Here is a 25,895-nt window from a genome sequence, read left to right as displayed (position 1 = left end):
CGTTTTACAAGTTGGCTGCTATGCAGGAAAACAGATCCCATCCCGACACCACTTTCGCGTTGCGTAATGTCTCCTTTCGTGTGCCTGGCCGCACGCTTTTGCATCCTCTCTCATTAACTTTTCCGGTGGGGAAAGTAACCGGCCTTATCGGCCACAACGGGTCCGGAAAATCGACGTTATTGAAAATGCTGGGACGTCATCAGCCGCCGTCGGAAGGTGAAATCCTGCTCGACGAACAGCCGCTGGAGAACTGGAGCAGTAAAGCGTTTGCCCGCAAGGTCGCCTATCTGCCGCAGCAGTTGCCGCAGGCCGAAGGGATGACGGTGCGTGAACTGGTGGCGATTGGCCGCTATCCGTGGCACGGGGCGCTGGGACGTTTTGGCGTTGCCGACAGAGAGAAAGTAGAAGAAGCTATTTCGTTGGTCGGCTTAAAACCGCTGGCGCACCGCCTGGTGGATAGCCTGTCCGGCGGAGAACGCCAGCGTGCGTGGATTGCCATGCTGGTGGCGCAGGACAGCCGCTGTCTGCTGCTTGATGAGCCGACTTCCGCGCTGGATATCGCTCATCAGGTTGACGTGCTGGCGCTGGTGCATCGCTTAAGCCAGCAGCGTGGGCTAACGGTGATTGCGGTGCTGCATGATATCAACATGGCGGCCCGCTACTGCGATTACTTAGTTGCGCTGCGCGGTGGTGAAATGATTGCGCAAGGAACGCCTGCTGAACTGATGCGCAGTGAAACTCTGGAACAGATTTACGGTATCCCGATGGGCATTTTGCCGCATCCGGCCGGTGCCGCACCCGTGAGTTTTGTCTATTAATGATTGAATTATATCATATTACCCGTCGGCGTCTGCTTACGGCGATGGCGCTCTCGCCGCTGCTGTGGCGGATGAATACGGCGTCCGCCGCGGCGATTGATCCGCAGCGTATTGTGGCGCTGGAATGGCTGCCGGTAGAGCTGTTGCTGGCGCTGGGTATTACGCCGTATGGCATTGCGGATATCCCTAACTACAAGCTGTGGGTCAGTGAGCCACCTCTACCGGACTCGGTGATTGATGTCGGGCTACGCACGGAACCCAATCTTGAACTGCTGACCGAAATGAAACCCTCGTTTCTGCTCTGGTCGGCAGGCTATGGTCCTTCCCCGGAAAAGCTGGCACGTATTGCACCTGGTCGGGGATTTAACTTCAGCGACGGTAAAAAACCGCTGGTCGTTGCGCGACAATCGCTGCAGGAAATGGCGCAATTGTTCAATCTGCAGGCCTCTGCTGAACGCCATCTGACTGAGTACGATCGTTTTATTGCCAGCCTGAAGCCGCGCTTCATTCAACGCGGCGCGCGCCCTGTGCTTCTCACCTCCCTGCTTGATTCGCGGCATATGCTGGTGTTTGGCCCAAACAGCCTGTTTCAGGACGTGCTGGACGAATATGGGATCCCCAACGCCTGGCAGGGAGAGACAAACTTTTGGGGCAGCACTGCCGTGAGTATTGACCGTCTGGCTGCTTTTCAGGATGTCGATGTATTGTGCTTTGATCACGGCAACGATAAAGAGATGGCTGCACTGATGTCTACGCCGTTGTGGCAGGCGATGCCCTTTGTTCGCAGCGGACGTTTTCAGCGCGTGCCGGCCGTCTGGTTCTATGGCGCAACGCTATCAGCCATGCATTTTGCCCGCATTCTGGATAATGCGCTGGGAGGCAAAGCGTGAGTAAACGTATCGCGCTGTTCCCCATTCTCCTGCTGACGGTTCTGTTTGTTGCCGCCTGTTGGCTCACATGGGTTAACTTCTCCGTTGCGCTACCGCGCAACCAGTGGCAACAGGCTATCTGGTCACCGGATATCGATGCCATTAAACAGATGGTTTTCCACTACAGCCTGCTGCCGAGGCTGGCTATTTCGCTGTTGGTCGGTGCCGGGCTGGGACTGGTCGGCGTATTGTTTCAGCAGGTGCTGCGTAACCCACTGGCGGAGCCAACCACGCTAGGTGTTGCGACCGGTGCGCAGTTGGGCATTACCGTCACGACGCTGTGGGCTATTCCCGGTGCGCTCACCACGCAATTTGCTGCGTTGGCAGGTGCTTGTGTCGTTGGGGCGCTGGTGTTTGGCGTCGCCTGGGGCAAACGTCTTTCTCCGGTGACGTTAATCCTCGCCGGACTGGTGGTCAGCCTGTACTGCGGGGCGATTAACCAGTTGATGGTTATCTTCCATCACGATCAACTGCAAAGCATGTTTTTATGGAGCAGCGGCACGCTAACCCAAACCGACTGGAGCGGCGTACAGCGACTGTGGCCACAGCTGCTGGGCGGCGTGATGCTGACTCTGCTGCTGTTGCGTCCAATGACGCTGATGGGACTGGATGACGGCGTGGCGCGTAACCTCGGTCTGGCGTTGTCGCTGGCGCGCCTGGCGGCCTTATCGCTGGCGATTGTCATCAGCGCCTTGCTGGTTAACGCGGTTGGGATTATCGGCTTTATTGGCCTGTTTGCACCGCTACTGGCGAAAATGCTCGGCGCGCGGCGTCTGTTGGCGCGTCTGATGCTGGCCCCGCTGATTGGTGCGTTGATCCTCTGGCTCTCTGACCAAATCATTCTGTGGCTGACCCGCGTATGGATGGAGGTCTCCACCGGTTCGGTGACGGCGCTGATTGGCGCGCCATTGCTGCTGTGGTTGTTGCCGCGCCTTAGAAGTATGAGCGCACCGGATATGAATGCCAGCAACCGTATCGCCGCGGAGCGTCAGAATGTACTGATGTTTGCGCTGGCGGGCGGGGTGGTTTTGCTGCTGACTCTGGTGGTGGCGCTGTCGTTTGGCCGCGATGCGCACGGCTGGACATGGGCCAGCGGCGCGATGCTGGATGAACTGATGCCCTGGCGCTGGCCACGTATTCTGGCGGCGTTGATTGCCGGGGTGATGCTGGCGGTAGCGGGCTGTATTATTCAGCGTCTGACCGGAAACCCAATGGCGAGCCCGGAAGTTCTGGGCATTAGCTCCGGCGCGGCATTTGGCGTGGTGTTAATGCTGTTTCTGGTCCCCGGAAATGCCTTTGGCTGGCTGCTGCCCGCAGGGAGTCTCGGGGCTGCGGTCACCTTGCTTATCATTATGATTGCCGCCGGGCGCGGTGGTTTTTCGCCGCACCGTATGCTGCTGGCAGGGATGGCGCTCAGTACGGCGTTTACTATGTTGTTGATGATGCTGCAGGCCAGCGGCGATCCGCGTATGGCGGGCGTGCTGACCTGGATCTCCGGCTCAACCTATAACGCGACGGGCGAACAGGTACTGCGCACCGGGATTGTGATGGTTATCCTGCTGGCGCTGACGCCGCTGTGCCGTCGTTGGCTGACGATTTTACCGCTCGGCGGCGATACGGCGCGTGCGGTGGGTATGGCGATCACGCCGTCACGCGTGGGGTTACTGCTGTTGGCTGCGGGGCTGACGGCGACAGCAACCATGACCATTGGACCGTTGAGTTTTGTCGGGCTGATGGCTCCGCATATTGCCCGAATGATGGGTTTTCGTCGCGCGATGCCGCATATGCTGATTTCGGCGCTGGCGGGAGGTGTGCTGCTGGTCTTTGCTGACTGGTGTGGCAGGATGGTGCTGTTTCCGTATCAGATCCCGGCAGGATTACTGTCGACGTTTATTGGCGCGCCGTACTTTATCTATCTCCTACGTAAGCAGAGTCGCTGAGGTTAATCTCTTCCATTTAGGCTGCGTCGCCATCCAGCAATAAAAAAGCCGGGTGGCGGCTTCGCCTTACCCGGCCTACGTTATTTCTGGACGTTCTCTTTTACAATTTCGCAAACACCCGGCGCGCGGCGTCGATGGTGTTATTGATATCGTCTTCACTGTGCGCGACGGACATAAAGCCCGCTTCGAAGGCGGACGGCGCCAGGTAAATCCCTTCATCCAGCATCATGTGGAAGAAACGCTTGAAGCGTTCAACGTCGCATGCCATCACATCCTGATAGCAGGTCACGGTTTCTGCATCGGTGAAGAAAATCCCGAACATCCCGCCCACATGGTTAACCACCAGCGGAATATTCGTCTCTTCGGCGGCTTCCAGCAGACCTTCCGCCAGACGCGTCGTCAGTTCATTCAGCGTTTCATGAATACCCGGCTGGGCCACTTCGTTCAGACAAGCAAAACCTGCCGCCATCGCAATCGGGTTACCTGAAAGCGTACCCGCCTGATAAACCGGACCGGTCGGCGCCAGCGCGTCCATCACATCACGGCGACCGCCGAATGCGCCAACGGGCATCCCGCCACCGATGATTTTGCCAAGGCAGGTCAGATCCGGAACGACGCCGTAATAATCCTGCGCACCGGCCAGCGCCACGCGGAAACCGGTCATGACTTCATCGATGATCAACAGCGCGCCAAACTCATCACACAGGGCACGCAGGCCCGGCAGGAATTCTGGCAGCGGCGGGATGCAGTTCATGTTGCCTGCGACCGGCTCAACGATAATGCAGGCGATCTCCTGCGGATACTGTTCAAATGCCGCACGAACTGAAGAGAGATCGTTGTAGGTGCAGGTCAGGGTGTGTTTCGCAAAATCGGCTGGAACGCCCGGGGAGTTTGGCTGACCCAGCGTTAACGCGCCGGAACCAGCTTTAACCAGCAGGCAGTCGGCATGACCGTGATAGCAGCCTTCAAATTTGATGATCTTATCGCGACCGGTGAAACCGCGCGCCAGACGGATGGCGCTCATCGTCGCTTCCGTACCGGAGTTCACCATACGCACCATATCCATGGTCGGCACAAGTTCAGTGACCAGCTCCGCCATTTTCACTTCCATCTCGGTCGGCGCGCCGAAGCTTAAACCGCGCTCTGCGGCTTCAATCACCGCATTGCGAATTGCCGGGTGGTTATGGCCCAGTACCATCGGTCCCCAGGAACCGACGTAATCGACATAGGCTTTACCATCGACATCGTACAGATACGCGCCGTCCGCTTTTTCGATAAACAGCGGAGTACCACCCACGCCAGTAAAGGCGCGAACGGGGGAGTTAACGCCGCCAGGGATAAGTTCGCGTGCTGCGCTGTAGAGATTTTCAGACTTACTCATGGATGGGGTCCTGGTTCGTAGAAAAAGTAAATGCCCGCTATTCTAGTTATTCAGAGAAGGTTATGAAAGTTTTACGCATTTGAAACAATGCGATTTGCAGGGGATTTTCGTGAAATGTGCGAGTAGAATGCCGATTCCGTATTTGTATTACCAATTAATGATCATCTGATGAAGACTGACTCTCCCTCTTTTGAAGCACAACAAATTGTGCGTTTACGCCGCAGGGATCAAATCCGTCGACTCCTGGAACGCGATAAAACGCCGCTGGCGATCCTGTTGATGGCCGCCGTTGTCGGTACCGTGACGGGGCTTGTTGGCGTGGCATTTGAGAAAGCGGTGACCTGGGTGCAAAATCAGCGCATTGGCGCCCTGGCCCAGGTTGCGGACCATGCCATTCTGCTGTGGCCGCTGGCGTTTATTCTCTCTGCATTGCTGGCGATGGTCGGCTATTTTCTGGTTCGTAAATTTGCGCCGGAAGCGGGAGGCTCGGGGATCCCTGAGATTGAAGGCGCGCTGGAAGAGCTACGACCTGTGCGCTGGTGGCGCGTTCTGCCGGTGAAATTTATTGGCGGCATGGGCACGCTGGGAGCCGGTATGGTGCTCGGGCGAGAAGGGCCGACCGTACAGATAGGCGGGAACATTGGGCGCATGGTGCTGGATATTTTCCGCATGCGCAGCGCCGAAGCGCGACATACCCTGCTGGCCACCGGTGCGGCTGCGGGTTTGTCGGCGGCGTTTAATGCGCCTCTGGCGGGGATCCTGTTCATTATTGAAGAGATGCGCCCGCAGTTTCGCTATAACCTCGTCTCGATCAAAGCCGTGTTTACCGGCGTTATTATGTCGAGCATTGTGTTTCGTGTATTCAACGGTGAAGCACCTATTATTGAAGTCGGAAAGCTGTCTAATGCGCCGGTAAATACGCTGTGGCTGTATCTTGTGCTGGGGCTTATTTTTGGCTGTGTCGGGCCGTTGTTCAACACCATGGTGTTGCGTACCCAGGATATGTTCCAGCGCTTCCACGGCGGCGAAATTAAAAAATGGGTGCTGATGGGCGGCGCGATTGGTGGCCTGTGCGGGATCCTGGGATTAATTAAACCGGAAGCGGCAGGCGGCGGGTTTAACCTGATTCCTATCGCCGCGGCGGGTAATTTTAGCGTCGGTTTACTGCTGTTCATATTTATTACCCGGGTGATCACCACGCTGTTGTGCTTCTCGTCCGGCGCGCCCGGTGGGATTTTTGCCCCGATGCTGGCGTTGGGCACATTACTTGGCACCGCGTTCGGTATGGCCGCGGCGGCCTCTTTTCCACAGTATCATCTGGAGGCCGGAACCTTTGCCATTGCCGGAATGGGAGCTTTGCTGGCGGCTTCGGTACGTGCACCGCTAACCGGTATTGTACTGGTGCTGGAGATGACCGATAACTATCAGCTCATTTTGCCAATGATTATTACCTGTCTTGGCGCAACACTATTAGCCCAATTTATGGGTGGAAAGCCGCTATACTCGACTATCCTTGCCCGCACGCTGGCAAAACAGGAAGCGGAGCAGGCGGCAAAAAGCCAGAGTACCGCCGCTGGCGAGAATACTTGAACGAAATACCAGGGTATTAGATAATGGCCTTAACCATTGGGTTATAATTTGCCCAATTGCCAATGTCGTTTGGAGCAAAATATGAGTGATGACGTAGCGCTGCCACTGCAATTTACTGAAGCAGCAGCCAATAAAGTAAAAAGCCTGATCGCTGACGAAGATAACCCGAATCTGAAATTACGCGTGTATATCACCGGCGGTGGTTGCAGCGGTTTCCAGTACGGTTTCACCTTTGATGATCAGGTGAACGATGGTGATATGACCATTGAGAAACAAGGTGTGGGTCTGGTGGTTGATCCGATGAGCCTGCAATATCTGGTGGGCGGCGCGGTTGACTATACCGAAGGTCTGGAAGGTTCCCGCTTCGTTGTGACTAACCCCAATGCGAAAAGCACCTGCGGGTGTGGTTCTTCTTTCAGCATCTGATTGCTGCCTGTAATACCGATGGTCTGATGGTGTAGGCCCGGTAAGCGTAGCGCCACCGGGCAATGTGCCGGTTGGCGGCGTAAACGCCTTATCCGGCCTACATGTTCTGCATCATCACATCAGCGCCCGTTATCATCCAGTGCAAACGTCGGCAATTTCAAATGCCAGCGAATGGCGGCAAGCCTAATCAGCAGGGTGACGATCATCCCCATCATACTGGCGTTTTCCAGCGATACATTAAAGGTATAAAACGCTGTCGCATGCACGATCCCGCCGATAATACATGCCGTGGCGTAGATTTCGGTGCGCAGAATCATCGGGACTTCACGAGCTAACACGTCGCGAATGATCCCGCCGCCGACGCCGGTAATCACCCCCATACAGATCGCCACCAGGGGACCCGTCCCTGCGAGAAATGCTTTATTGACGCCAATCCCCACGAACACCGCCAGGCCAACGGCATCCAGCACCGGAAGGATCCACTTCGGTAAACGTCGTGGCTGACGTACCAGCAGGATTGTCAGCATGCTGGTGATCATTGCCACCACCAGATCGGTGGGATCCTTAACCCAAAATACCGGCCCATGATCCAGCGCCATATCGCGGATCGTTCCGCCGCCAACGGCGGTAACCACCCCGAGGACCAGGACGCCAAACGGGTCCATTCGCAATTTTCCGGCCAGTAAGACGCCAGAGATAGCAAATACCGCGGTGCCGACAATATCCAGCCAATAGACGAGCATTTTTAAATCCTCACAACAGACCTGGTGGGGGCAGGCGCTAATTTATCTGTGAAAGCGCATTACAGAGTTGTTTTGCGGCGAGGATAATACGCGGGCTCGCGCGTTCGAACCAGTCACTATTAAGTGTAATAATGGGTATTTTTAGCTGGTTTCCCCAGTATTGTTCAATTTTCAGAGTTTCGCCTGGCCCTCCGGTTGCAACAATAGCCTGGGGCGCTCGTGCCAGGACCTGCTCACGGCTAACCTGTGGCCAGGGAACCCGACTGCCGGCAAAGATGTTTTCTCCACCGCATACCTCAAGAACTTCGTGCTGAATGGAGCCTTTTCCACTGGTAAACAGAGGATTTGCGCCAAACTGGAGAAACACGCGTTTTTTCGGTTTGTTGGCATACCGAGATTTTAGTAAAGCATAGTCATCAAGCATGGTTTGCGCCGCCTGTTTGGCCTGCTCAGGTTTTGGGCTCCACGCTGCCAGCTGGCGGAGCGCATCGGCGACCTGCTCGATGGTAACGGCGTCCACCCAGATGACCTTAATTCCCAGGGCGGTCAGTTGATTCACCTGCCGCTCAGCATTTCCCCCGCGCCAGGCGACGACTAAATCCGGTTTAAGCGCCACAATGCGTTCAAGGTTCATACCTTGCCAGGTGGAAACCTCCTCGATATTTTTGGCCGCTGGCGGGTAGTTTGAGTAGCTGCTGACGCCTACGGGTGTAATGCCGGCGGCAAAGGCGAGTTCGGTATTGGCAGGAGAAAGCGTCACAACACGCGGTGCGGCGTACAGGAACGCCGGAAGAGTGAATAGCAGGGCGACCAGCGCCCTGGAGAGTAATTTAGCCATGCGCCAGTTTCTGTACCAGCGTTTCAACCATCAGACTTGACTGTTTCGCGGCAACAACCAGGAACTCGTCAAAGCTGAGATGGGACTGCTGATCGGCGACGTCAGAGATGGCGCGAACCACGACAAACGGCACATTGAAGTTATGGCAAACGTGCGCAATCGCGGTCGCTTCCATCTCAACGGCAATGGCCTGCGGGAAGTTATGCTTAATTTTAGCCAGACCTACGGAGCCATTAATGAAGGCATCGCCGCTGACGATAAGTCCGCGAACGGCGTTCAGATTGAGTTGCGCAATGCAGGATTCTGCTGCAGCAATCAGCGCAGGATCGGCTTTAAAACCAGCCGGGCAGCCCGGTAACTGACCAAATTCATAGCCAAAGGCGGTAACGTCGGCATCGTGATAGCGCGCTTCGTCAGAAACCACAATATCGCCGACTTTCAGCGTAGAGGCCAGGCCGCCCGCGGAACCGGTGTTAATGATGGCATCCGGCTTGCAGCGTTCAAGCAGCAGCGTAGCGCCCAGCGCCGCCGCCACTTTACCGATACCTGATTTCAGTAGCGCAACCTCTGTACCGTTCAGTTGGCCGGTGTAAATTTCACAACCGCCGAGAGAGAGGGTCTGACGGTTTTCGATTTTGTCACGCAGCAGCGTAACTTCTTCTTCCATTGCACCAATGATGCCGATTTTCATAGATTTACTCGCGATAAGCCAGATTTGAGGGCATAGTCTATCATGCGCTTAAGGGGTAGCGCATTTCTCAGGCGGGAGAGGATATGGTACAGATCGATTTCCGAAAAAAAATAAACTGGCATCGTCGTTACCGTTCGCCGCAGGGCGTGAAGACGGAGCATGAGATCCTGCGTATTTTCGAAAGCGATCGTGGACGTATTATCAATTCTCCGGCTATTCGCCGACTGCAACAAAAAACCCAGGTTTTTCCGCTGGAGCGTAACGCGGCGGTGCGCACGCGCCTGACGCACTCGATGGAAGTTCAGCAAGTTGGGCGCTATATCGCTAAAGAGATCCTCAGCCGACTGAAAGAACTAAAACTGCTGGAGCAGTATGGTCTGGATGAACTGACGGGACCGTTTGAGAGTATTGTCGAAATGTCGTGCCTGATGCATGACATTGGCAATCCGCCGTTTGGTCATTTTGGTGAAGCGGCGATTAATGACTGGTTCCGCCAGCGGCTGTATCCCGCCGACGCGGAAAGTCAGCCCCTCAGCGATGACCGCTGCCTGGTGGCGGCGTTACGTTTGCGCGAAGGCGAAGAGTCGCTGAATGATATTCGCCGTAAGGTGCGCCAGGACCTGTGCCATTTTGAAGGTAATGCCCAGGGGATTCGTCTGGTGCATACTTTGATGCGTATGAATCTTACCTGGGCCCAAGTTGGCGGTATTTTAAAATATACCCGTCCGGCGTGGTGGCGCGGAAGTACGCCTACGACGCATGACTATTTAATGAAGAAACCGGGCTATTACCTTTCTGAAGAACCGTATATTGAACGGTTACGTAAAGAATTATCATTAGCGCCCTACAGTCGCTTTCCATTAACCTGGATAATGGAAGCTGCCGATGATATCTCTTATTGCGTGGCCGACCTGGAAGATGCCGTTGAGAAAAGAATCTTTAGCGTCGAACAACTTTATCACCATCTGCATGAGGCGTGGGGGCATCACGAAAAAGGTTCCCTGTTTAGTCAGGTTGTTGAGAATGCCTGGGAGAAATCACGTTCAAATACATTAAGCCGGAGCACGGAAGATCAGTTCTTTATGTATTTACGCGTCAATACGCTGAATAAACTGGTCCCGTATGCAGCCCAGCGGTTTATTGATAATTTACCGCAGGTTTTTGACGGCAGCTTTAATCACGCGCTGTTAGAAGATGCCAGTAGCTTTAGTCAGTTGCTAGGGGTCTATAAAAATGTGGCGGTAAAACACGTATTTAGTCATCCGGACGTTGAGCAGTTGGAATTGCAGGGGTATCGGGTGATCAGCGGGTTGCTGGAGATCTATCAGCCTTTATTAAAAATGTCCCAGTCAGATTTTACTGAGCTGGTCGACAATGAAAGAGTTAAACGTTTTCCTATCGAATCACGATTATTTCAGAAGTTGTCTACTCGCCATCGTCTTGCTTATGTCGAGGCGGTTAGTAAAATATCAACGGGTTGCGCTGAGTTTTCGGTAATGGAATATTATTATCGCTGCCGGCTGATTCAGGATTATATCAGCGGGATGACCGATCTGTATGCCTGGGATGAATATCGTCGCTTGATGGCCGTAGAGCAATAAATACTCATTTGTAAAGACGGCCAATAAAATTTTACTTTTTCCTTAAACTCAATTCTGGAACTTAGCGCTATAAAACGACTCTGACGTATACAGCAATTTTGCGTTACCTGTTAATCGAGAACGAAACACATGAAAAAAACCACATTAGCAATGAGTGCACTGGCTCTGAGTTTAGGTTTGGCGTTGTCCCCCCTGTCTGCCACAGCGGCTGAGACGTCGTCTTCAGCAATGACCGCCCAACAGATGCCAAGCCTGGCCCCGATGCTCGAAAAAGTGATGCCATCGGTGGTAAGCATTAACGTCGAGGGGAGCACGACGGTAAATACGCCGCGTATGCCGCGTAATTTCCAGCAGTTCTTCGGTGATAATTCACCATTCTGCCAGGACGGTTCACCGTTCCAGAGTTCACCGTTCTGCCAGGGCGGCGCGCCGGGCGCTGACAACGGCGGCGGCCAGCAGCAGAAATTTATGGCGCTGGGTTCCGGCGTAATTATTGATGCCGCGAAAGGGTATGTCGTGACCAACAACCACGTGGTGGATAACGCCACGGTGATTAAGGTTCAGTTGAGCGATGGCCGTAAATTTGATGCGAAGATCGTGGGTAAAGATCCGCGCTCCGATATCGCGCTGATCCAAATTCAGGATCCGAAAAACCTGACGGCGATTAAGCTGGCTGATTCCGACGCGCTGCGTGTGGGTGATTACACCGTAGCAATTGGTAACCCGTTTGGCCTCGGTGAGACCGTGACCTCCGGTATTGTTTCTGCGCTGGGCCGTAGCGGCCTGAACGCGGAAAACTACGAAAACTTTATTCAGACGGATGCCGCGATCAACCGGGGTAACTCCGGTGGCGCACTGGTCAACCTGAACGGTGAGCTGATCGGTATTAACACCGCGATCCTTGCGCCGGACGGCGGCAACATCGGTATCGGCTTTGCAATCCCGAGCAACATGGTGAAAAACCTGACGTCGCAGATGGTTGAGTTTGGTCAGGTTAAACGCGGTGAGCTGGGTATTATGGGTACCGAGCTGAGCTCTGAGCTGGCGAAAGCGATGAAAGTTGATGCTCAGCGTGGCGCATTTGTCAGCCAGGTGATGCCGAACTCTTCCGCAGCGAAAGCAGGTATTAAAGCCGGGGATGTGATTACCTCCCTGAACGGTAAACCGATCAGCAGCTTCGCCGCCCTGCGTGCGCAGGTGGGTACGATGCCGGTAGGCAGCAAAATTAACCTTGGCCTGTTGCGTGACGGTAAGCCGGTCACTGTGAATCTGGAACTGCAGCAGAGCAGCCAGACTCAGGTTGATTCCAGCTCTATCTTCAAAGGCATTGAAGGGGCTGATATGAGCAACAAAGGCCAGGACAAAGGGGTCGTGGTCAGCGAGGTGAAAGCGAATTCTCCGGCTGCACGGATTGGCCTGAAGAAAGGGGATGTGATTATCGGTGCGAACCAGCAGCCGGTGAAAAATATCGCCGAACTGCGCAAAATCCTCGACAGCAAACCGGCTGTACTGGCGCTGAACATTCAGCGTGGTGACAGCTCCATCTATCTGTTGATGCAGTAATCTCCCTCAACCCCTTCCTGCACAGGAAGGGGTTTCTTTTTGTGATACTTCCCACAACTCCATACTTCTCCCTCTCGCTTTGTGCAGTTGCACAATGCCGCCGCTTATTATCTTCCCTATGCTTGAGCTCTGCTCACAGGAGGGGTTTATGGCTGGCTGGCATCTTGATACCAAAATGGCGCAGGATATTGTAGCGCGAACCATGCGCATCATTGATACCAATATCAACGTAATGGATGCCCGCGGGCGGATCATTGGCAGCGGCGATCGCGAACGAATTGGTGAATTGCACGAAGGCGCGCTGCTGGTGCTTTCACAAGGTCGGGTGGTCGATATTGACGATGCGGTAGCCCGGCATTTACACGGTGTGCGTCAGGGGATAAACCTGCCGCTGCGTCTGGAAGGCGAAATCGTTGGCGTTATCGGTCTTACTGGCGAGCCGGAACATCTGCGCAAGTATGGCGAACTGGTGTGCATGACCGCCGAAATGATGCTGGAACAGTCGCGTCTGATGCATCTGTTAGCGCAGGATAGCCGTCTGCGTGAAGAGCTGGTGATGAACCTGATTCAGGCTGAAGAGAATACCCCGGCGCTGATGGAATGGGCACAGCGATTGGGCATTGATTTGAACCAGCCGCGCGTGGTGGCGGTAGTGGAGGTCGACAGCGGTCAGCTTGGCGTTGATAGTGCGATGGCGGAGCTACAGCAATTGCAGAACGCGTTGACTACGCCCGAACGTAATAATCTGATTGCGATTGTTTCTCTGACCGAGATGGTGGTGCTGAAACCAGCGCTCAATCAGTTTGGCCGCTGGGACGCTGAAGATCATCGCAAGCGCGTTGAGCAACTGATTGCCCGCATGAAAGAGAATGGACAACTGCGTTTTCGCGTGTCGCTGGGCAACTATTTTACCGGGCCCGGCAGCATTGCCCGTTCGTATCGTACGGCGCGCACCACCATGATGGTCGGCAAGCAGCGGATGCCGGAAAGCCGGAGCTATTTCTATCAGGACTTGATGCTGCCGGTGCTGCTGGACAGCCTGCGCGGCGGCTGGCAGGCCAATGAGCTGGCGCGCCCGCTGGTAAGGCTGAAAGCGATGGATAACAACGGTTTGCTGCGTCGAACATTATCGGCATGGTTTCGACATAACGTTCAGCCGCTGGCGACCTCAAAAGCATTGTTTATTCACCGCAATACGCTGGAGTATCGCCTGAACCGTATTTCAGAGCTGACCGGGCTGGATCTGGGGAATTTTGACGATCGACTGCTGCTGTATGTGGCGTTGCAGCTGGATGAGCAGCATTGATTAATTGCCTGATAAGCGTAGCGCTATCAGGCAACAATCTACTTATTTGCGCGTTAGTTTTTCCAGATCGGCTTCAATCTCGCTGATCTTGTTGGTCACGACGCTTTCCAGATGACGTAAATCATCGAGGATCTTGCGTTTAAGATCGACTTCGCTGCGATCTCGCTGGCAGATCTGATCCAGTTCGTCGATCACGTAGCGCAGGTTGGGACTGATCTCCTGCACTTCTTTGTAACCCTGACCGACGCCATCGGCGACAACCGTTTTACGCTGACGGGGATATTTGAACTTCACGCTCTTGGCAAAAAACTCGCCTTTATCCTTCTGGAAATAGATTTTCAGGATATCGTTGTTGGCTTCTTGCCGCAGGCTGTAACGATCGATCTCTTCAGGATTAGTAATGCCCAGACTTTTCAGATTGTCATACATAGCGGTACCCTTAAGCTCACTATAACCATTGAATAATTAACGAAAAGCCTTGTTTATGCCACTCGCAGATGTAAAAAAAGCGGGCTAAGCCCGCTTTTTCAAATCGCTGTTAGTCGATGGTGCGTAACAGTTCGTTGATTCCCACTTTGCCACGCGTTTTGGCATCGACTTTCTTCACAATCACCGCGCAGTACAGGCTGTATTTGCCATCTTTCGACGGCAGGTTGCCGGAGACGACCACGGAGCCCGCCGGAACGCGGCCGTAATGCACTTCGCCGGTTTCGCGATCGTAAATACGGGTGCTCTGGCCGATATACACACCCATGGAAATGACAGAGCCTTCTTCGACGATCACGCCTTCAACCACTTCAGAGCGCGCGCCGATGAAGCAGTTGTCTTCGATGATGGTCGGGTTAGCCTGCAACGGTTCCAGTACGCCACCAATACCAACGCCACCGGACAGGTGTACGTTCTTACCGATTTGCGCACAGGAACCCACGGTCGCCCAGGTATCAACCATCGTACCTTCATCAACATAAGCGCCGATGTTCACGTAAGACGGCATCAGCACGGTGTTACGGGCGATAAACGCGCCCTGACGCACTGCCGCAGGCGGAACCACGCGGAAACCTTCTTTCTGGAAGCGCGCTTCGTCGTAGTTGGCGAATTTCATCGGCACTTTATCGAAGTAACGGCTTTCCGCACCTTCGATAACCTGATTATCGTTAATACGGAAAGAGAGCAGGACCGCCTTTTTCAGCCACTGATGCGTGACCCACTGACCCTCAATCTTTTCTGCGACGCGCAGTGCACCGGAATCCAGTAAAGAAATAACCTGATTCACCGCTTCGCGGGTTACGGTATCTACATTTGCCGGAGTAATGTCGGCACGGCGCTCGAAAGCGGACTCAATAACGTTCTGTAACTGCTGCATTGTTAAACTCTTTCCATAATAAATAAAAACATTACCCTTTATCGTTTGGATTGAGGGCCTCTGTCAACCGTTGATGCACTTCCTGCTGCAGCTCATTATTAAGGGCGCGCCGGTCGGCGGTGGCGATTATGAATAAATCTTCTACTCGCTCGCCAATAGTTGTAATTCGGGCGCCATGCAGCGAAATTCCCAGATCGGCAAAAATCTGCCCGACCCGCGCCAGCAGTCCTGGCTGGTCGAGAGCGATAAGCTCAAGAAATGATTTTCGGTCGGTATGGGTCGGCAGAAAAGTGACCTCGGTATCGACGGTAAAGTGACGTAATTTTGCCGGCTGGCGACGCGGTTGCGGCGGCTGCCAGCTACGCTGGGTGATCGCCTGTTCAAGCCCAAAACGGATCGCTTCGTGTCGGTCTGACGACAGCGGGCTACCGTCTGGTTCCAGCACAATGAACGTATCCATCGCCATCCCATCGCGGGTGGTGAAAATCTGCGCATCGTGGACGCTAAGGTTGCGCCTGTCCAGTTCGGCGCAGACGGCAGCAAACAGGTAAGGGCGGTCAGGGCTCCAGATGAAAATTTCCGTCCCGCCTCGCGTGGCCTGCGGGCTGAGCAGGATCAGCGGCTTGCTGAGATCGTGTTGCAGCAGATGACGTGCATGCCAGGCCAGCTGATTTGGGCTGTGACGTACGAAATAGTTGGCGCGACAGCGCGACCAGATATGGTGTAGCGCTTCTTCATCAATGTTGTCCATGCGCAGTAGCGCCAGCGCCTGAAGCTGATGATGGCGTACGCGCTCACGCATATCCGGCGTGTTTTGCATCCCGCGCCGTAACTGTTTCTCCGTCGCGAAGTACAGCTCGCGCAGCAAGCTTTGCTTCCAGCTATTCCACAGCGTTTCGTTGGTGGCGCAAATATCTGCGACGGTCAGGCACACCAAAAAGCGCAGACGATGTTCCGTTTGCACCTCTTCGGCGAATTGCTTAATGACTTCGGGATCCTGAATATCGCGGCGCTGAGCGGTAACCGACATCAGCAAATGCTGGCGCACCAGCCACACGATCAGTTGCGTTTCGCGGGAGTTCAGACCGTGCAGTTCGGCGAATTTGAGCACATCCTGGGCGCCGAGAACCGAGTGATCGCCGCCGCGACCTTTGGCGATATCGTGGAACAGCGCGGCAATCAAAATCAGCTCCGGCTGTCGTAGACGCGGCCACAGATCCACACACAGCGGATGGCGCTGACGGGTCTCTTCGTTAGCAAAACTTTCCAGCTTGAGCATTACGCGAATGGTGTGTTCATCCACCGTATAGGCATGAAACAGGTCAAACTGCATTTGGCCGACAATATGCGACCATTGCGGCATATAGGCCCACAACACGCTGTGGCGATGCATAGGCAGCAGGCCGCGACTCACCGCGCCCGGATGGCGCAACATACTGAGAAACAGCGAACGCGCTTCCGGGATGTAGCACAGTGGCTGCGTTAAATGACGGCGGGCATGACGCAAATGGCGCAGCGTAGTGGAGTAAATTCCACTGATCGCGCTATTACGCACCATGATGTAAAACATCCGCAATATCGCCTCGGGTTTGCGAATAAACAGGTCGTCGTCGCGCAGATCAATCAACGTGCCGCGCAGTTGAAAGTCGTCATCAATCGGACGTGGTTTTTCATCGGCGGGCAGGGCGAGGATCGCCTCGTCGAACAGTTGCAACAGCATGTGGTTCAGTTCGCTGACCCGTCGTGTGACGCGGAAATAGTCTTTCATCATCCGCTCGATAGGCTCGTTGCCTTCACCGCCGTAGTTCAGGCGTTGCGCCACGCTGAGCTGACGATCAAACAGCAGACGGTTGTCGTAACGACTAACGACCAGATGCAGGGCAAAGCGAATGCGCCACAGGATATGCAAACATTCATTCAGCTCGGCACGTTCTGCCTGCGTCAAAAAGCCGAAACCGACCATTTCATCCAGTGAGGTGGCGCCAAAATGGCGGCGGGCCACCCATTGCAGGGTATGAATATCGCGCAGGCCGCCGGGGTTACTTTTGATATCCGGCTCCAGGTTGTAGCTGGTGCCGTGATAGCGCTGGTGGCGCTGATTCTGCTCTTCAACTTTGGCTGCGTAAAACTTATCGGATGGCCAGAAACCTTCGCTAAAAATATGCTTTTGTAGCTCAAGAAACAGCGCCACATCACCAATCAGCAGGCGTGTTTCAATCAGGTTGGTGGCGACGGTTAAATCTGACAATCCTTCCAGCAGACACTCTTCCAGCGTGCGCACGCTGTGCCCAACCTCGAGCCTCACGTCCCATAGCAGCGTTAACAGTTCGCCAACTTTTTCGGCCTGCGCGTCTGGTAGCTTTTTACGACTCAGGATCAGCAGGTCAATATCGGAAAGCGGATGCAGTTCGCCGCGCCCGTAACCGCCAACGGCAACCAGCGCCAGGTCGGCAATTTGACCGAAACCGGCTTCAATCCACAGACGTTGCAGTAACTGGTCAATAAACTCGGTGCGGGCCTCAATCAGCTGCTCTGCGGAAATCCCGCTGTCAAACGCGTCACCTAACCAGTGCTGGAAAGTGTCGATATGCGCTTTAATGCCGGGGCAGTTGAGATCGTGCTGCGGCCAGGTTCCGGGGTTCTGCGGTTGGCCTGGCAGGGTGGGGAGGGCAGTATTTGCGTGTTGTTCAGGAAGAGTATTCATTATGCGCCACCCATTAAAAAAGCCGGATGACGGCGTGAACGCCTTACCCGGCCTACGAAGTAGTACAATTTGTAGGCCTGATAAGATGCGGGTGCATCGCCATCAGGCAAAACATTATTCGTCGTGTGTGATAATCGCCGGGATGGTGTCATCCTTGCGTAATGTCAGAATTTCACAGCCTTTTTCCGTCACCACAATAGTATGCTCGTACTGAGCAGACAAGCTCCGATCTTTGGTTTTCACCGTCCACCCGTCTTTCATGGTGCGGATGCGGTAATCACCGGCATTCAGCATGGGTTCTACGGTGAAGGTCATGCCCGGCTGCAGTACCACACCGCCGTCGTCTGCATCGTAGTGCAGAACCTGCGGCTCTTCATGGAAGCCGCGACCGATGCCGTGACCGCAATATTCACGAACCACAGAGAAGCCTTCGCCTTCCGCGTATTTCTGAATCGCAGCGCCCAGCGTGCGCAGGCGAATACCCGGTTTTACCATCCGCAGCGCCAGATACAGGCTTTCCTGCGTGACGCGGCACAAACGCTCGCCCAGAATGGTTGGTTTGCCGACGATGAACATTTTCGAGGTATCACCGTGGAACTCGTCTTTAATCACGGTTACGTCGATGTTGACGATATCGCCGTCTTTCAGGAGCTTGGCGTCGTCCGGGATCCCATGGCACACCACTTCATTAATAGAGATGCACACGGACTTCGGATAACCGTGATAGCCCAGGCAGGCGGAAATGGCCTGCTGCTCATTCACGATGTAGTCATTACAGATGCGATCCAGTTCGCCGGTGCTGACGCCTGGCTTAACAAACGGTTCGATCATTTCCAGTACATCGGCGGCCAGACGGCCAGCGACGCGCATTTTTTCGATTTCTTCAGGGGTCTTGATTGAGATAGCCATGAATTCTGTCCATCAGTGCCGATGATATCGGCAATAATTGTTTAAGTGGTGCCAATGGTATCAGTCCGGCATACATGCTGCCAAATTGAGAATCATTCTGAACTTCGCCTTTCGTGCCACAGGTGTGTTGGCTGAAATTTTTCACTCCAGTCGCTCACTGCATGTAAGCGCCCGGAGATGCAAAAAATTGGCTGCCTCCCTGTAACACGAAATTCATCGTTCATTCAGCACGCACCGCCAACAATTATTGGTGTCGGTAGCGTATTTGTGGTATAAAGCGCGCCGGACTTCCGATCCATTTGAAGACTACACACGATGGACGGGAGCGACAAATCTCACTTTGTGTAACAACACACACGTATCGGCACATATTCCGGGGTGCCCTTTGGGGTCGGTAATATGGGATGCGTGGAGGCTTAACCCCAACTTTTATATATAGAGGTTTTAATCATGGCAACTGTTTCCATGCGCGACATGCTCAAGGCTGGTGTTCACTTCGGTCACCAGACCCGTTACTGGAACCCGAAAATGAAGCCGTTCATCTTCGGTGCGCGTAACAAAGTTCACATCATCAACCTTGAGAAAACTGTACCGATGTTCAACGAAGCTCTGGCTGAACTGAACAAGATCTCTGCTCGTAAAGGTAAAATCCTTTTCGTTGGTACTAAACGCGCTGCAAGCGAAGCGGTGAAAGAAGCTGCTAACAACTGCGACCAGTTCTTCGTGAACCATCGCTGGTTGGGCGGCATGCTGACTAACTGGAAAACCGTTCGTCAGTCCATCAAACGTCTGAAAGATCTGGAAACTCAGTCTCAGGACGGTACTTTCGAAAAGCTGACCAAGAAAGAAGCGCTGATGCGTACTCGTGAGCTTGAGAAACTGGAAAACAGCCTGGGCGGTATCAAAGACATGGGCGGTCTGCCGGACGCTCTGTTCGTAATCGATGCTGACCACGAGCACATTGCTATCAAAGAAGCAAACAACCTGGGTATCCCAGTATTTGCTATTGTTGATACCAACTCTGATCCGGACGGTGTTGACTTCGTTATCCCGGGTAACGACGACGCAATCCGTGCTGTGACCCTGTACCTGGGCGCTGTAGCTACTACCGTTCGTGAAGGCCGTTCTCAGGATCTGGCTTCCCAGGCGGAAGAAAGCTTCGTAGAAGCTGAATAATAAGGCACGCTCGTTCGAGCCCCCTTATAAACCAGGTAGTATCACGTTTGGTTAGGGGCCCTTTAGGCCCCTTTTTCACTTTTAAATCTGTGCGGTTTCATGCCGGGCAGATCAAATCTTCCGAGGATTTTAGAATGGCTGAAATTACCGCATCCCTGGTAAAAGAGCTGCGTGAGCGTACTGGCGCAGGCATGATGGATTGCAAAAAAGCACTGACTGAAGCTAATGGCGACATCGAGCTGGCAATCGAAAACATGCGTAAGTCCGGCGCAATCAAAGCGGCGAAAAAAGCAGGCAACGTTGCTGCTGACGGCGTAATCAAAACCAAAATCGACGGCAACATCGCTTTCATTCTGGAAGTTAACTGCCAGACTGACTTCGTTGCTAAAGATGCTGGTTTCCAGGCATTTGCTGACAAAGTACTGGACGCTGCCGTTGCTGGCAAAATCACTGACGTTGAAGTTCTGAAAGCGCAGTTCGAAGAAGAACGTGTTGCTCTGGTTGCTAAAATCGGTGAGAACATCAACATCCGTCGTGTTGCTTCCCTGGAAGGCGAAGTTCTGGGTAACTACCAGCACGGTGCTCGTATCGGTGTTCTGGTTGCTGCAACTGGCGCTGACGAAGAGCTGGTTAAACAGCTGGCAATGCACGTTGCTGCAAGCAAACCAGAATTCGTTAAGCCGGAAGACGTTTCTGCTGAAGTGGTAGAGAAAGAATACCAGGTTCAGCTGGACATCGCGATGCAGTCTGGTAAGCCGAAAGAAATCGCAGAGAAAATGGTTGAAGGCCGCATGAAGAAATTCACCGGTGAAGTTTCTCTGACTGGTCAGCCTTTCGTTATGGATCCGAGCAAATCTGTTGGTCAGCTGCTGAAAGAGCACAACGCTGATGTAACAGGCTTCATCCGCTTTGAAGTGGGTGAAGGTATCGAGAAAGTTGAGACTGACTTTGCAGCAGAAGTTGCTGCGATGTCCAAGCAGTCTTAATTTTTAAAGGAGCCGCCTGAGGGCGGCTTCTTTTTGTGTCTGGCTTGTAAATTCAGCGAACCGCTATATTGGTCATGCTGAAAAGCGACATACAATGTCGCCGGTATTAATTCATCTCATTCGTTGACAGTCTCAGGAAAGAAACATGGCTACCAATGCAAAACCCGTCTACAAACGTATTCTGCTTAAGTTAAGTGGCGAAGCTCTGCAAGGTTCAGAAGGCTTCGGTATTGATGCAAGCATCCTTGACCGTATGGCTCAGGAAATCAAAGAGCTGGTTGAGCTGGGTATCCAGGTTGGCGTAGTGATTGGTGGTGGTAACCTGTTCCGTGGCGCTGGTCTGGCGAAAGCAGGGATGAACCGCGTTGTGGGCGACCACATGGGCATGTTAGCCACCGTCATGAACGGTCTGGCGATGCGCGATGCGCTTCACCGCGCCTATGTGAACGCTCGCTTGATGTCCGCTATTCCTCTGAATGGCGTGTGTGATAACTACAGCTGGGCGGAAGCAATCAGCCTGCTGCGTAACAACCGCGTTGTTATTTTGTCTGCGGGTACTGGCAATCCGTTCTTCACTACCGACTCTGCGGCTTGCCTGCGTGGTATTGAAATTGAAGCGGATGTGGTACTGAAAGCCACCAAAGTCGATGGCGTATTTACGGCTGACCCGGCTAAAGATCCAACGGCGACTATGTACGAACAGTTGACCTATGCTGAAGTACTGGATAAAGAGCTGAAAGTGATGGATCTTGCGGCGTTTACGCTGGCTCGTGACCACAAATTACCGATTCGTGTCTTTAACATGAACAAACCGGGTGCGCTGCGCCGTGTTGTTATGGGTGAAAAAGAAGGCACGTTAATCACGGAATAATTCCCGTTGCGGCTAAATGCAGGTAATATTCCGCTTTAATGTCGCGGGATACGTCCCTCAAAATTAATCAAGACTATACTTGTCACATCTTGCGTGGTGGGTATGGTCTGACTGAAACAAGCTTTCAAGGATTCGTAACGTGATCAACGATATCAGAAAAGATGCTGAAGTACGCATGGACAAATGCGTCGAAGCGTTCAAAAACCAAATCAGCAAAATTCGCACGGGCCGTGCTTCTCCTAGCCTGCTGGATGGTATTGTCGTGGAATATTACGGCACACCGACCCCGCTGCGCCAGCTGGCAAGCGTAACGGTTGAAGATTCCCGTACCCTGAAAATCAACGTGTTTGACCGTTCTATGGGGCCAGCCGTTGAGAAAGCAATTATGGCTTCCGACCTCGGTCTGAATCCAAGTTCTGCGGGTTCCGACATCCGCGTTCCGCTGCCGCCGCTGACTGAAGAACGTCGTAAAGATCTGACTAAGATCGTGCGTGGCGAAGCTGAAGGCGCGCGCGTTGCCGTACGTAACGTACGCCGTGATGCCAACGACAAAGTGAAAGCGTTGTTGAAAGAAAAAGAGATCAGCGAAGATGACGATCGCCGTTCTCAGGACGACGTACAGAAACTGACTGACGCAGCTATCAAGAAAGTTGATGCGGCGCTGGCAGAGAAAGAAACGGAACTGATGCAGTTCTGATTCGCCTGTACGCTAAAAACGCCGCTTAGAAGGCCTGAGAAGGCTGGATGGCGGCGTTTTGCTTTTTTCTGTCTATATACTCTAAATATTCGAGTTGCAGGAAGGCGGCGACGCAGGGCATCCCCGGGAGCGTACACCTGTGCGTGACAGGGGTGAACGAGGAGAGCCAACGTACATGCAACTTGAAGTATGACGAGTAAAATTCTTCTGGATGTCTGATGAAGCAATTAACCATCCTGGGATCAACCGGTTCCATTGGTTGCAGTACGCTGGATGTAGTACGCCATAACCCGGAAAAATTTCGTGTTGCTGCGTTGGTGGCGGGTAAAAATGTCGTCCGTATGGTTGAGCAATGTCTGGAATTTTCTCCTCGCTATGCGGTAATGGACGATGAAAAAAGCGCTGCGTTGGTAAAAGCAGCTCTGCTGGAGCAGGGCAGTCGTACTGAGGTTATGAGCGGGCAGCAGGCTGCCTGTGATATGGCTGCGCTGGATGATGTTGATCAGGTTATGGCGGCGATTGTCGGCGCGGCGGGCTTGCTACCGACGCTGGCGGCAATCCGCGCGGGCAAAAGCATTTTGCTGGCGAATAAAGAGTCTCTGGTGACCTGCGGGCGTCTGTTTATGGACGACGTGCAACGCCACAAAGCACAGCTTTTGCCGGTAGATAGCGAACATAACGCGATTTTTCAGAGTTTACCGCAACCTATCCAACACAATCTGGGATACGCTGACCTTGAGCAAAATGGCGTCATTTCAGTTTTGCTTACCGGGTCTGGTGGCCCTTTCCGTGAAACGCCATTGCGCGATCTGGTTTCTATGACCCCCGATCAGGCATGTCGTCATCCGAATTGGTCGATGGGACGAAAAATCTCTGTCGATTCAGCCACCATGATGAATAAAGGTCTGGAATACATTGAAGCGCGTTGGTTATTTAATGCCAATGCAAGCCAGATGGAAGTGCTGATTCACCCGCAGTCGGTTATTCATTCGATGGTGCGTTATCAGGATGGTAGCGTTCTGGCGCAGTTGGGGGAACCTGATATGCGTACACCTATTGCTCATACGATGGCATGGCCAGAACGAGTGACGTCCGGCGTCAAGCCTGTCGACTTTTGCAAGCTCAGCGCGTTGACGTTTTCCGCACCTGATTACCAGCGTTATCCATGCCTGAAACTGGCGATGGACGCGTTTGAGCAAGGGCAGGCGGCGACGACCGCTTTGAACGCAGCGAATGAAATTACCGTTGCCGCATTTCTGGCGCAGCAGATCCGATTTACCGATATTGCTGACCTGAATTTATCCGTGCTGGATAAGATGGATTTGCAGGAGCCACAGAGCGTTGATGACGTGCTGAAGGTTGATGCTATCGCGCGGGAAGTCGCCAGAAAAGAAGTGATGCGACGCTCAAGCTGATGATAATCCCTCCTCGGAGAATCGCGCTATTTGTTAGCGTTGGGCTTCAGTGATATAGTCTGCGCCACTCGATCGCGGGTATTTGTTTTTTTTCGGTCGGGTAAGCCGTGGTTTGACACGGCTTTTTTGTGGATGCACAAAATCATTCAGGTTGCATCAAGGTGGCAAGTGGATGAGTCCCCTGGAGCATACAAAGAGTATGTGACTTGGGCGAAGATCACAGCCGACGAAGGAGCAGCCTGAAGGATGAAGCGCAAAAGGCTTCAGTATTCCTGAGTACCGTATAATCCTTTCAGGGACTAAAAACGCGTTATGTTGTCTGCAACTAAACCATTAAGCGAAAATTTGCCAGCACATGGTTGTCGCCATGTAGCAATTATCATGGATGGCAATGGCCGCTGGGCGAAAAAGCAAGGGAAGATTCGCGCCTTTGGACATAAGGCCGGAGCAAAGTCCGTCCGCCGGGCTGTCTCTTTTGCTGCCAATAACGGTATTGATGCGTTAACGCTGTATGCCTTTAGCAGTGAGAACTGGAACCGACCTGCGCAGGAAGTGAGCGCGTTAATGGAGCTGTTTGTGTGGGCGCTTGATAGCGAAGTGAAAAACCTGCACCGCCATAACGTACGTCTGCGTATTATCGGGGATATCAGTCGATTTAACTCACGTTTGCAAGAACGGATTCGCAAATCAGAAGCGATTACCGCCCAGAATACCGGGTTGACGCTAAATATTGCAGCGAATTACGGTGGACGGTGGGATATAGTCCAGGGAGTCAGACAACTGGCACAACAGGTGCAGGATGGTCTGCTGCGTCCAGAGCAAATCGATGAAGAGATGCTGGGGCAGCAAATTTGTATGCATGAACTGGCTCCTGTGGATTTAGTGATAAGGACTGGGGGAGAGCATCGAATTAGTAATTTTCTGTTGTGGCAAATTGCCTATGCCGAACTTTACTTTACGGATGTTCTCTGGCCCGATTTCGATGAACAAGACTTTGAAGGTGCGCTGCATGCCTTTGCTAATCGTGAGCGTCGTTTCGGCGGCACCGAGCCCGGTGATGAAAAAGCCTGATGGGGGTCGCTTTTGCTGAAGTATCGCCTGATTTCTGCTTTTGTTTTAATACCCGTTGTCATCGCGGCGCTGTTTTTGCTGCCGCCGGTGGGGTTCGCCATTGTTACGCTGGCCGTCTGTATGCTGGCCGCCTGGGAATGGGGACAGTTAAGCGGTTTTACCACGCGTACGCAGCGAGTCTGGCTGGCTGTTTTGTGCGGGCTATTGCTGGCACTGATGCTATTTTTGTTGCCGGAATACCATCGCAATATTCATCAGCCGCTGGTTGAAGTATCGCTGTGGGCGTCGCTGGGCTGGTGGGTCGTGGCGCTGTTACTGGTGCTGTTTTATCCCGGCTCTGCGTCGGTCTGGCGTAATTCCAAAACATTACGCATAATTTTCGGCGTGTTAACCATAGTCCCTTTCTTTTGGGGAATGCTGGCGCTACGTGTATGGCACTATGATGAGAATCATTATAGTGGCGCGTTATGGCTGCTGTATGTCATGATCCTCGTCTGGGGAGCGGACTCGGGTGCCTATATGTTTGGTAAGCTATTTGGCAAACATAAGCTGGCGCCGAAGGTTTCTCCTGGTAAAACCTGGCAGGGTTTTATTGGCGGACTCGCCACTGCGGCCGTGATCTCATGGGGTTATGGCATGTGGGCGAATCTTGAGGTTGCGCCTGTCACCTTGCTTATTTGCTCCATCGTTGCAGCCCTGGCCTCCGTGCTGGGGGACCTGACCGAGAGTATGTTTAAGCGTGAAGCAGGTATTAAGGACAGTGGTCACTTAATACCAGGACACGGCGGTATTTTGGATCGTATTGATAGCCTGACGGCTGCGGTACCGGTCTTTGCCTGCCTGTTGTTACTGGTATTCAGGACACTCTAACGGATGG

The 25,895-nt window shown here is 53.5% G+C and carries 23 protein-coding genes and 1 pseudogene; 16 read left to right on the top strand and 8 right to left on the bottom strand.

Going from position 1 to position 25,895, the window contains the following annotated elements; genetic code table 11:
• Nucleotides 1–20 precede the first annotated feature (20 nt).
• The 3 genes from fhuC to fhuB are packed head-to-tail and all read left to right on the top strand — an operon-like array spanning nt 21 to nt 3,687.
• Complete coding sequence (gene fhuC / locus HV237_RS19530) at nt 21–818, top strand: Fe3+-hydroxamate ABC transporter ATP-binding protein FhuC (RefSeq protein WP_003845793.1); 798 nt, start codon at nt 21–23, stop codon at nt 816–818.
• Nucleotides 818–1,708 (top strand): Fe(3+)-hydroxamate ABC transporter substrate-binding protein FhuD, encoded by an 891-nt coding sequence (gene fhuD / locus HV237_RS19525; protein ID WP_047358500.1) that lies wholly within the window; start codon nt 818–820, stop codon nt 1,706–1,708. Before fhuC ends, fhuD begins: the two co-directional genes overlap by 1 nt.
• The gene (gene fhuB / locus HV237_RS19520; protein WP_019078398.1) at nt 1,705–3,687 is read left to right on the top strand and encodes a Fe(3+)-hydroxamate ABC transporter permease FhuB; all 1,983 of its coding nucleotides are present in this window, start codon (nt 1,705–1,707) and stop codon (nt 3,685–3,687) included. Before fhuD ends, fhuB begins: the two co-directional genes overlap by 4 nt.
• Before the next feature lie 100 nt (nt 3,688–3,787).
• On the opposite strand, the gene hemL is transcribed toward fhuB, so the two are convergent.
• Nucleotides 3,788–5,068 carry a glutamate-1-semialdehyde 2,1-aminomutase gene (gene hemL, locus HV237_RS19515; RefSeq protein WP_016155721.1) on the bottom strand — a complete coding sequence of 427 codons (1,281 nt, stop codon included), beginning with the start codon at nt 5,066–5,068 and terminating at the stop codon, nt 3,788–3,790.
• A gap of 168 nt (nt 5,069–5,236) precedes the next feature.
• Between hemL and clcA the strand changes: the two genes are divergently transcribed.
• The 3 genes and pseudogenes from clcA (at nt 5,237) to erpA (ending at nt 7,084) form a co-directional block, all read left to right on the top strand.
• On the top strand, nt 5,237–6,658 hold the full coding sequence (gene clcA, locus HV237_RS19510) for a H(+)/Cl(-) exchange transporter ClcA (RefSeq protein ID WP_019078400.1): 1,422 nt from the start codon (nt 5,237–5,239) through the stop codon (nt 6,656–6,658).
• Nucleotides 6,659–6,681: 23 nt separating this feature from the next.
• Nucleotides 6,682–6,747 (top strand): annotated as a pseudogene (gene yadW / locus HV237_RS26065) (small protein YadW).
• Nucleotides 6,740–7,084, top strand: coding sequence for an iron-sulfur cluster insertion protein ErpA (gene erpA, locus HV237_RS19505; RefSeq protein ID WP_003018581.1), 345 nt, complete (start codon nt 6,740–6,742; stop codon nt 7,082–7,084). Before yadW ends, erpA begins: the two are co-directional and overlap by 8 nt.
• Nucleotides 7,085–7,203: 119 nt before the next feature.
• Here erpA and HV237_RS19500 read toward each other — a convergent pair whose 3' ends face one another.
• Genes HV237_RS19500 through mtnN form a run of 3 tightly spaced genes read right to left on the bottom strand, consistent with a single transcriptional unit; the run spans nt 7,204 to nt 9,356 of the window.
• Nucleotides 7,204–7,827, bottom strand: a complete 624-nt coding sequence (locus HV237_RS19500) for a TRIC cation channel family protein (protein WP_006686772.1) — start codon at nt 7,825–7,827, stop codon at nt 7,204–7,206.
• Nucleotides 7,828–7,864: 37 nt separating this feature from the next.
• On the bottom strand, nt 7,865–8,665 hold the full coding sequence (btuF, locus tag HV237_RS19495; RefSeq protein WP_016155723.1) for a vitamin B12 ABC transporter substrate-binding protein BtuF: 801 nt from the start codon (nt 8,663–8,665) through the stop codon (nt 7,865–7,867).
• Nucleotides 8,658–9,356, bottom strand: coding sequence for a 5'-methylthioadenosine/S-adenosylhomocysteine nucleosidase (gene mtnN / locus HV237_RS19490; RefSeq protein ID WP_016151752.1), 699 nt, complete (start codon nt 9,354–9,356; stop codon nt 8,658–8,660). Before mtnN ends, btuF begins: the two co-directional genes overlap by 8 nt.
• Nucleotides 9,357–9,439: 83 nt before the next feature.
• On the opposite strand from mtnN, the gene dgt reads away from it, so the two are divergent.
• The 3 genes from dgt (at nt 9,440) to cdaR (ending at nt 13,826) form a co-directional block, all read left to right on the top strand.
• The gene (gene dgt, locus HV237_RS19485) at nt 9,440–10,957 is read left to right on the top strand and encodes a dGTPase (RefSeq protein ID WP_016155724.1); all 1,518 of its coding nucleotides are present in this window, start codon (nt 9,440–9,442) and stop codon (nt 10,955–10,957) included.
• Nucleotides 10,958–11,086: 129 nt separating this feature from the next.
• On the top strand, nt 11,087–12,520 hold the full coding sequence (gene degP / locus HV237_RS19480; protein WP_016151754.1) for a serine endoprotease DegP: 1,434 nt from the start codon (nt 11,087–11,089) through the stop codon (nt 12,518–12,520).
• A gap of 148 nt (nt 12,521–12,668) precedes the next feature.
• A complete protein-coding gene (gene cdaR, locus HV237_RS19475) occupies nt 12,669–13,826 on the top strand; it encodes a DNA-binding transcriptional regulator CdaR (protein WP_016151755.1) in 1,158 nt (385 codons plus the stop codon).
• Between the two features lie 42 nt (nt 13,827–13,868).
• Here cdaR and HV237_RS19470 read toward each other — a convergent pair whose 3' ends face one another.
• The 4 genes from HV237_RS19470 to map all read right to left on the bottom strand — a co-directional run bounded on the left by HV237_RS19470 (nt 13,869) and on the right by map (nt 18,802).
• Nucleotides 13,869–14,255, bottom strand: a complete 387-nt coding sequence (locus tag HV237_RS19470) for a DUF3461 family protein (protein ID WP_003018562.1) — start codon at nt 14,253–14,255, stop codon at nt 13,869–13,871.
• 109 nt (nt 14,256–14,364) lie between these two features.
• Nucleotides 14,365–15,189, bottom strand: coding sequence for a 2,3,4,5-tetrahydropyridine-2,6-dicarboxylate N-succinyltransferase (gene dapD, locus HV237_RS19465; RefSeq protein ID WP_003829186.1), 825 nt, complete (start codon nt 15,187–15,189; stop codon nt 14,365–14,367).
• 31 nt (nt 15,190–15,220) lie between these two features.
• On the bottom strand, nt 15,221–17,893 hold the full coding sequence (gene glnD / locus HV237_RS19460; protein WP_181541583.1) for a bifunctional uridylyltransferase/uridylyl-removing protein GlnD: 2,673 nt from the start codon (nt 17,891–17,893) through the stop codon (nt 15,221–15,223).
• Between the two features lie 114 nt (nt 17,894–18,007).
• Nucleotides 18,008–18,802, bottom strand: coding sequence for a type I methionyl aminopeptidase (gene map / locus HV237_RS19455; RefSeq protein WP_016151757.1), 795 nt, complete (start codon nt 18,800–18,802; stop codon nt 18,008–18,010).
• A 450-nt stretch (nt 18,803–19,252) separates the two neighbouring features.
• Between map and rpsB the strand changes: the two genes are divergently transcribed.
• The 7 genes from rpsB (at nt 19,253) to cdsA (ending at nt 25,888) form a co-directional block, all read left to right on the top strand.
• Entirely contained in the window at nt 19,253–19,978 is a 726-nt protein-coding gene (rpsB, locus tag HV237_RS19450) for a 30S ribosomal protein S2 (protein WP_016151758.1), read from the top strand.
• A gap of 134 nt (nt 19,979–20,112) precedes the next feature.
• Nucleotides 20,113–20,964, top strand: coding sequence for a translation elongation factor Ts (tsf, locus tag HV237_RS19445; protein ID WP_016151759.1), 852 nt, complete (start codon nt 20,113–20,115; stop codon nt 20,962–20,964).
• Nucleotides 20,965–21,109: 145 nt separating this feature from the next.
• A complete protein-coding gene (pyrH, locus tag HV237_RS19440) occupies nt 21,110–21,835 on the top strand; it encodes a UMP kinase (protein ID WP_005132114.1) in 726 nt (241 codons plus the stop codon).
• Nucleotides 21,836–21,974: 139 nt separating this feature from the next.
• On the top strand, nt 21,975–22,532 hold the full coding sequence (gene frr / locus HV237_RS19435; protein WP_016151760.1) for a ribosome recycling factor: 558 nt from the start codon (nt 21,975–21,977) through the stop codon (nt 22,530–22,532).
• Nucleotides 22,533–22,750: 218 nt separating this feature from the next.
• The gene (gene ispC, locus HV237_RS19430) at nt 22,751–23,947 is read left to right on the top strand and encodes a 1-deoxy-D-xylulose-5-phosphate reductoisomerase (RefSeq protein ID WP_046275346.1); all 1,197 of its coding nucleotides are present in this window, start codon (nt 22,751–22,753) and stop codon (nt 23,945–23,947) included.
• Nucleotides 23,948–24,259: 312 nt separating this feature from the next.
• A complete protein-coding gene (gene ispU / locus HV237_RS19425; protein WP_003018543.1) occupies nt 24,260–25,018 on the top strand; it encodes a (2E,6E)-farnesyl-diphosphate-specific ditrans,polycis-undecaprenyl-diphosphate synthase in 759 nt (252 codons plus the stop codon).
• 12 nt (nt 25,019–25,030) lie between these two features.
• Nucleotides 25,031–25,888: a phosphatidate cytidylyltransferase gene (gene cdsA / locus HV237_RS19420; RefSeq protein WP_047358501.1), complete on the top strand. Its 858-nt coding sequence runs from the start codon at nt 25,031–25,033 to the stop codon at nt 25,886–25,888.
• The last annotated feature ends 7 nt before the right edge of the window (nt 25,889–25,895 follow it).

It is taken from the genome of Citrobacter sp. RHBSTW-00570 (assembly GCF_013739755.1).
GTDB classification, from domain to species: domain Bacteria; phylum Pseudomonadota; class Gammaproteobacteria; order Enterobacterales; family Enterobacteriaceae; genus Citrobacter; species Citrobacter braakii.
The sequence above is the reverse complement of the archived record's forward strand: the minus strand, read 5'-3'. Positions and strand labels throughout refer to the sequence as shown.

Coding starts and splice junctions, on each gene's coding strand:
- fhuC (WP_003845793.1), top strand. CDS start 21: ATGCAGGAAAACAGATCCCATCCCGACACCACTTTCGCGTTGCGTAAT.
- fhuD (WP_047358500.1), top strand. CDS start 818: ATGATTGAATTATATCATATTACCCGTCGGCGTCTGCTTACGGCGATG.
- hemL (WP_016155721.1), bottom strand. CDS start 5,068: ATGAGTAAGTCTGAAAATCTCTACAGCGCAGCACGCGAACTTATCCCT.
- clcA (WP_019078400.1), top strand. CDS start 5,237: ATGAAGACTGACTCTCCCTCTTTTGAAGCACAACAAATTGTGCGTTTA.
- erpA (WP_003018581.1), top strand. CDS start 6,740: ATGAGTGATGACGTAGCGCTGCCACTGCAATTTACTGAAGCAGCAGCC.
- HV237_RS19500 (WP_006686772.1), bottom strand. CDS start 7,827: ATGCTCGTCTATTGGCTGGATATTGTCGGCACCGCGGTATTTGCTATC.
- btuF (WP_016155723.1), bottom strand. CDS start 8,665: ATGGCTAAATTACTCTCCAGGGCGCTGGTCGCCCTGCTATTCACTCTT.
- mtnN (WP_016151752.1), bottom strand. CDS start 9,356: ATGAAAATCGGCATCATTGGTGCAATGGAAGAAGAAGTTACGCTGCTG.
- dgt (WP_016155724.1), top strand. CDS start 9,440: ATGGTACAGATCGATTTCCGAAAAAAAATAAACTGGCATCGTCGTTAC.
- degP (WP_016151754.1), top strand. CDS start 11,087: ATGAAAAAAACCACATTAGCAATGAGTGCACTGGCTCTGAGTTTAGGT.
- cdaR (WP_016151755.1), top strand. CDS start 12,669: ATGGCTGGCTGGCATCTTGATACCAAAATGGCGCAGGATATTGTAGCG.
- HV237_RS19470 (WP_003018562.1), bottom strand. CDS start 14,255: ATGTATGACAATCTGAAAAGTCTGGGCATTACTAATCCTGAAGAGATC.
- dapD (WP_003829186.1), bottom strand. CDS start 15,189: ATGCAGCAGTTACAGAACGTTATTGAGTCCGCTTTCGAGCGCCGTGCC.
- glnD (WP_181541583.1), bottom strand. CDS start 17,893: ATGAATACTCTTCCTGAACAACACGCAAATACTGCCCTCCCCACCCTG.
- map (WP_016151757.1), bottom strand. CDS start 18,802: ATGGCTATCTCAATCAAGACCCCTGAAGAAATCGAAAAAATGCGCGTC.
- rpsB (WP_016151758.1), top strand. CDS start 19,253: ATGGCAACTGTTTCCATGCGCGACATGCTCAAGGCTGGTGTTCACTTC.
- tsf (WP_016151759.1), top strand. CDS start 20,113: ATGGCTGAAATTACCGCATCCCTGGTAAAAGAGCTGCGTGAGCGTACT.
- pyrH (WP_005132114.1), top strand. CDS start 21,110: ATGGCTACCAATGCAAAACCCGTCTACAAACGTATTCTGCTTAAGTTA.
- ispC (WP_046275346.1), top strand. CDS start 22,751: ATGAAGCAATTAACCATCCTGGGATCAACCGGTTCCATTGGTTGCAGT.
- ispU (WP_003018543.1), top strand. CDS start 24,260: ATGTTGTCTGCAACTAAACCATTAAGCGAAAATTTGCCAGCACATGGT.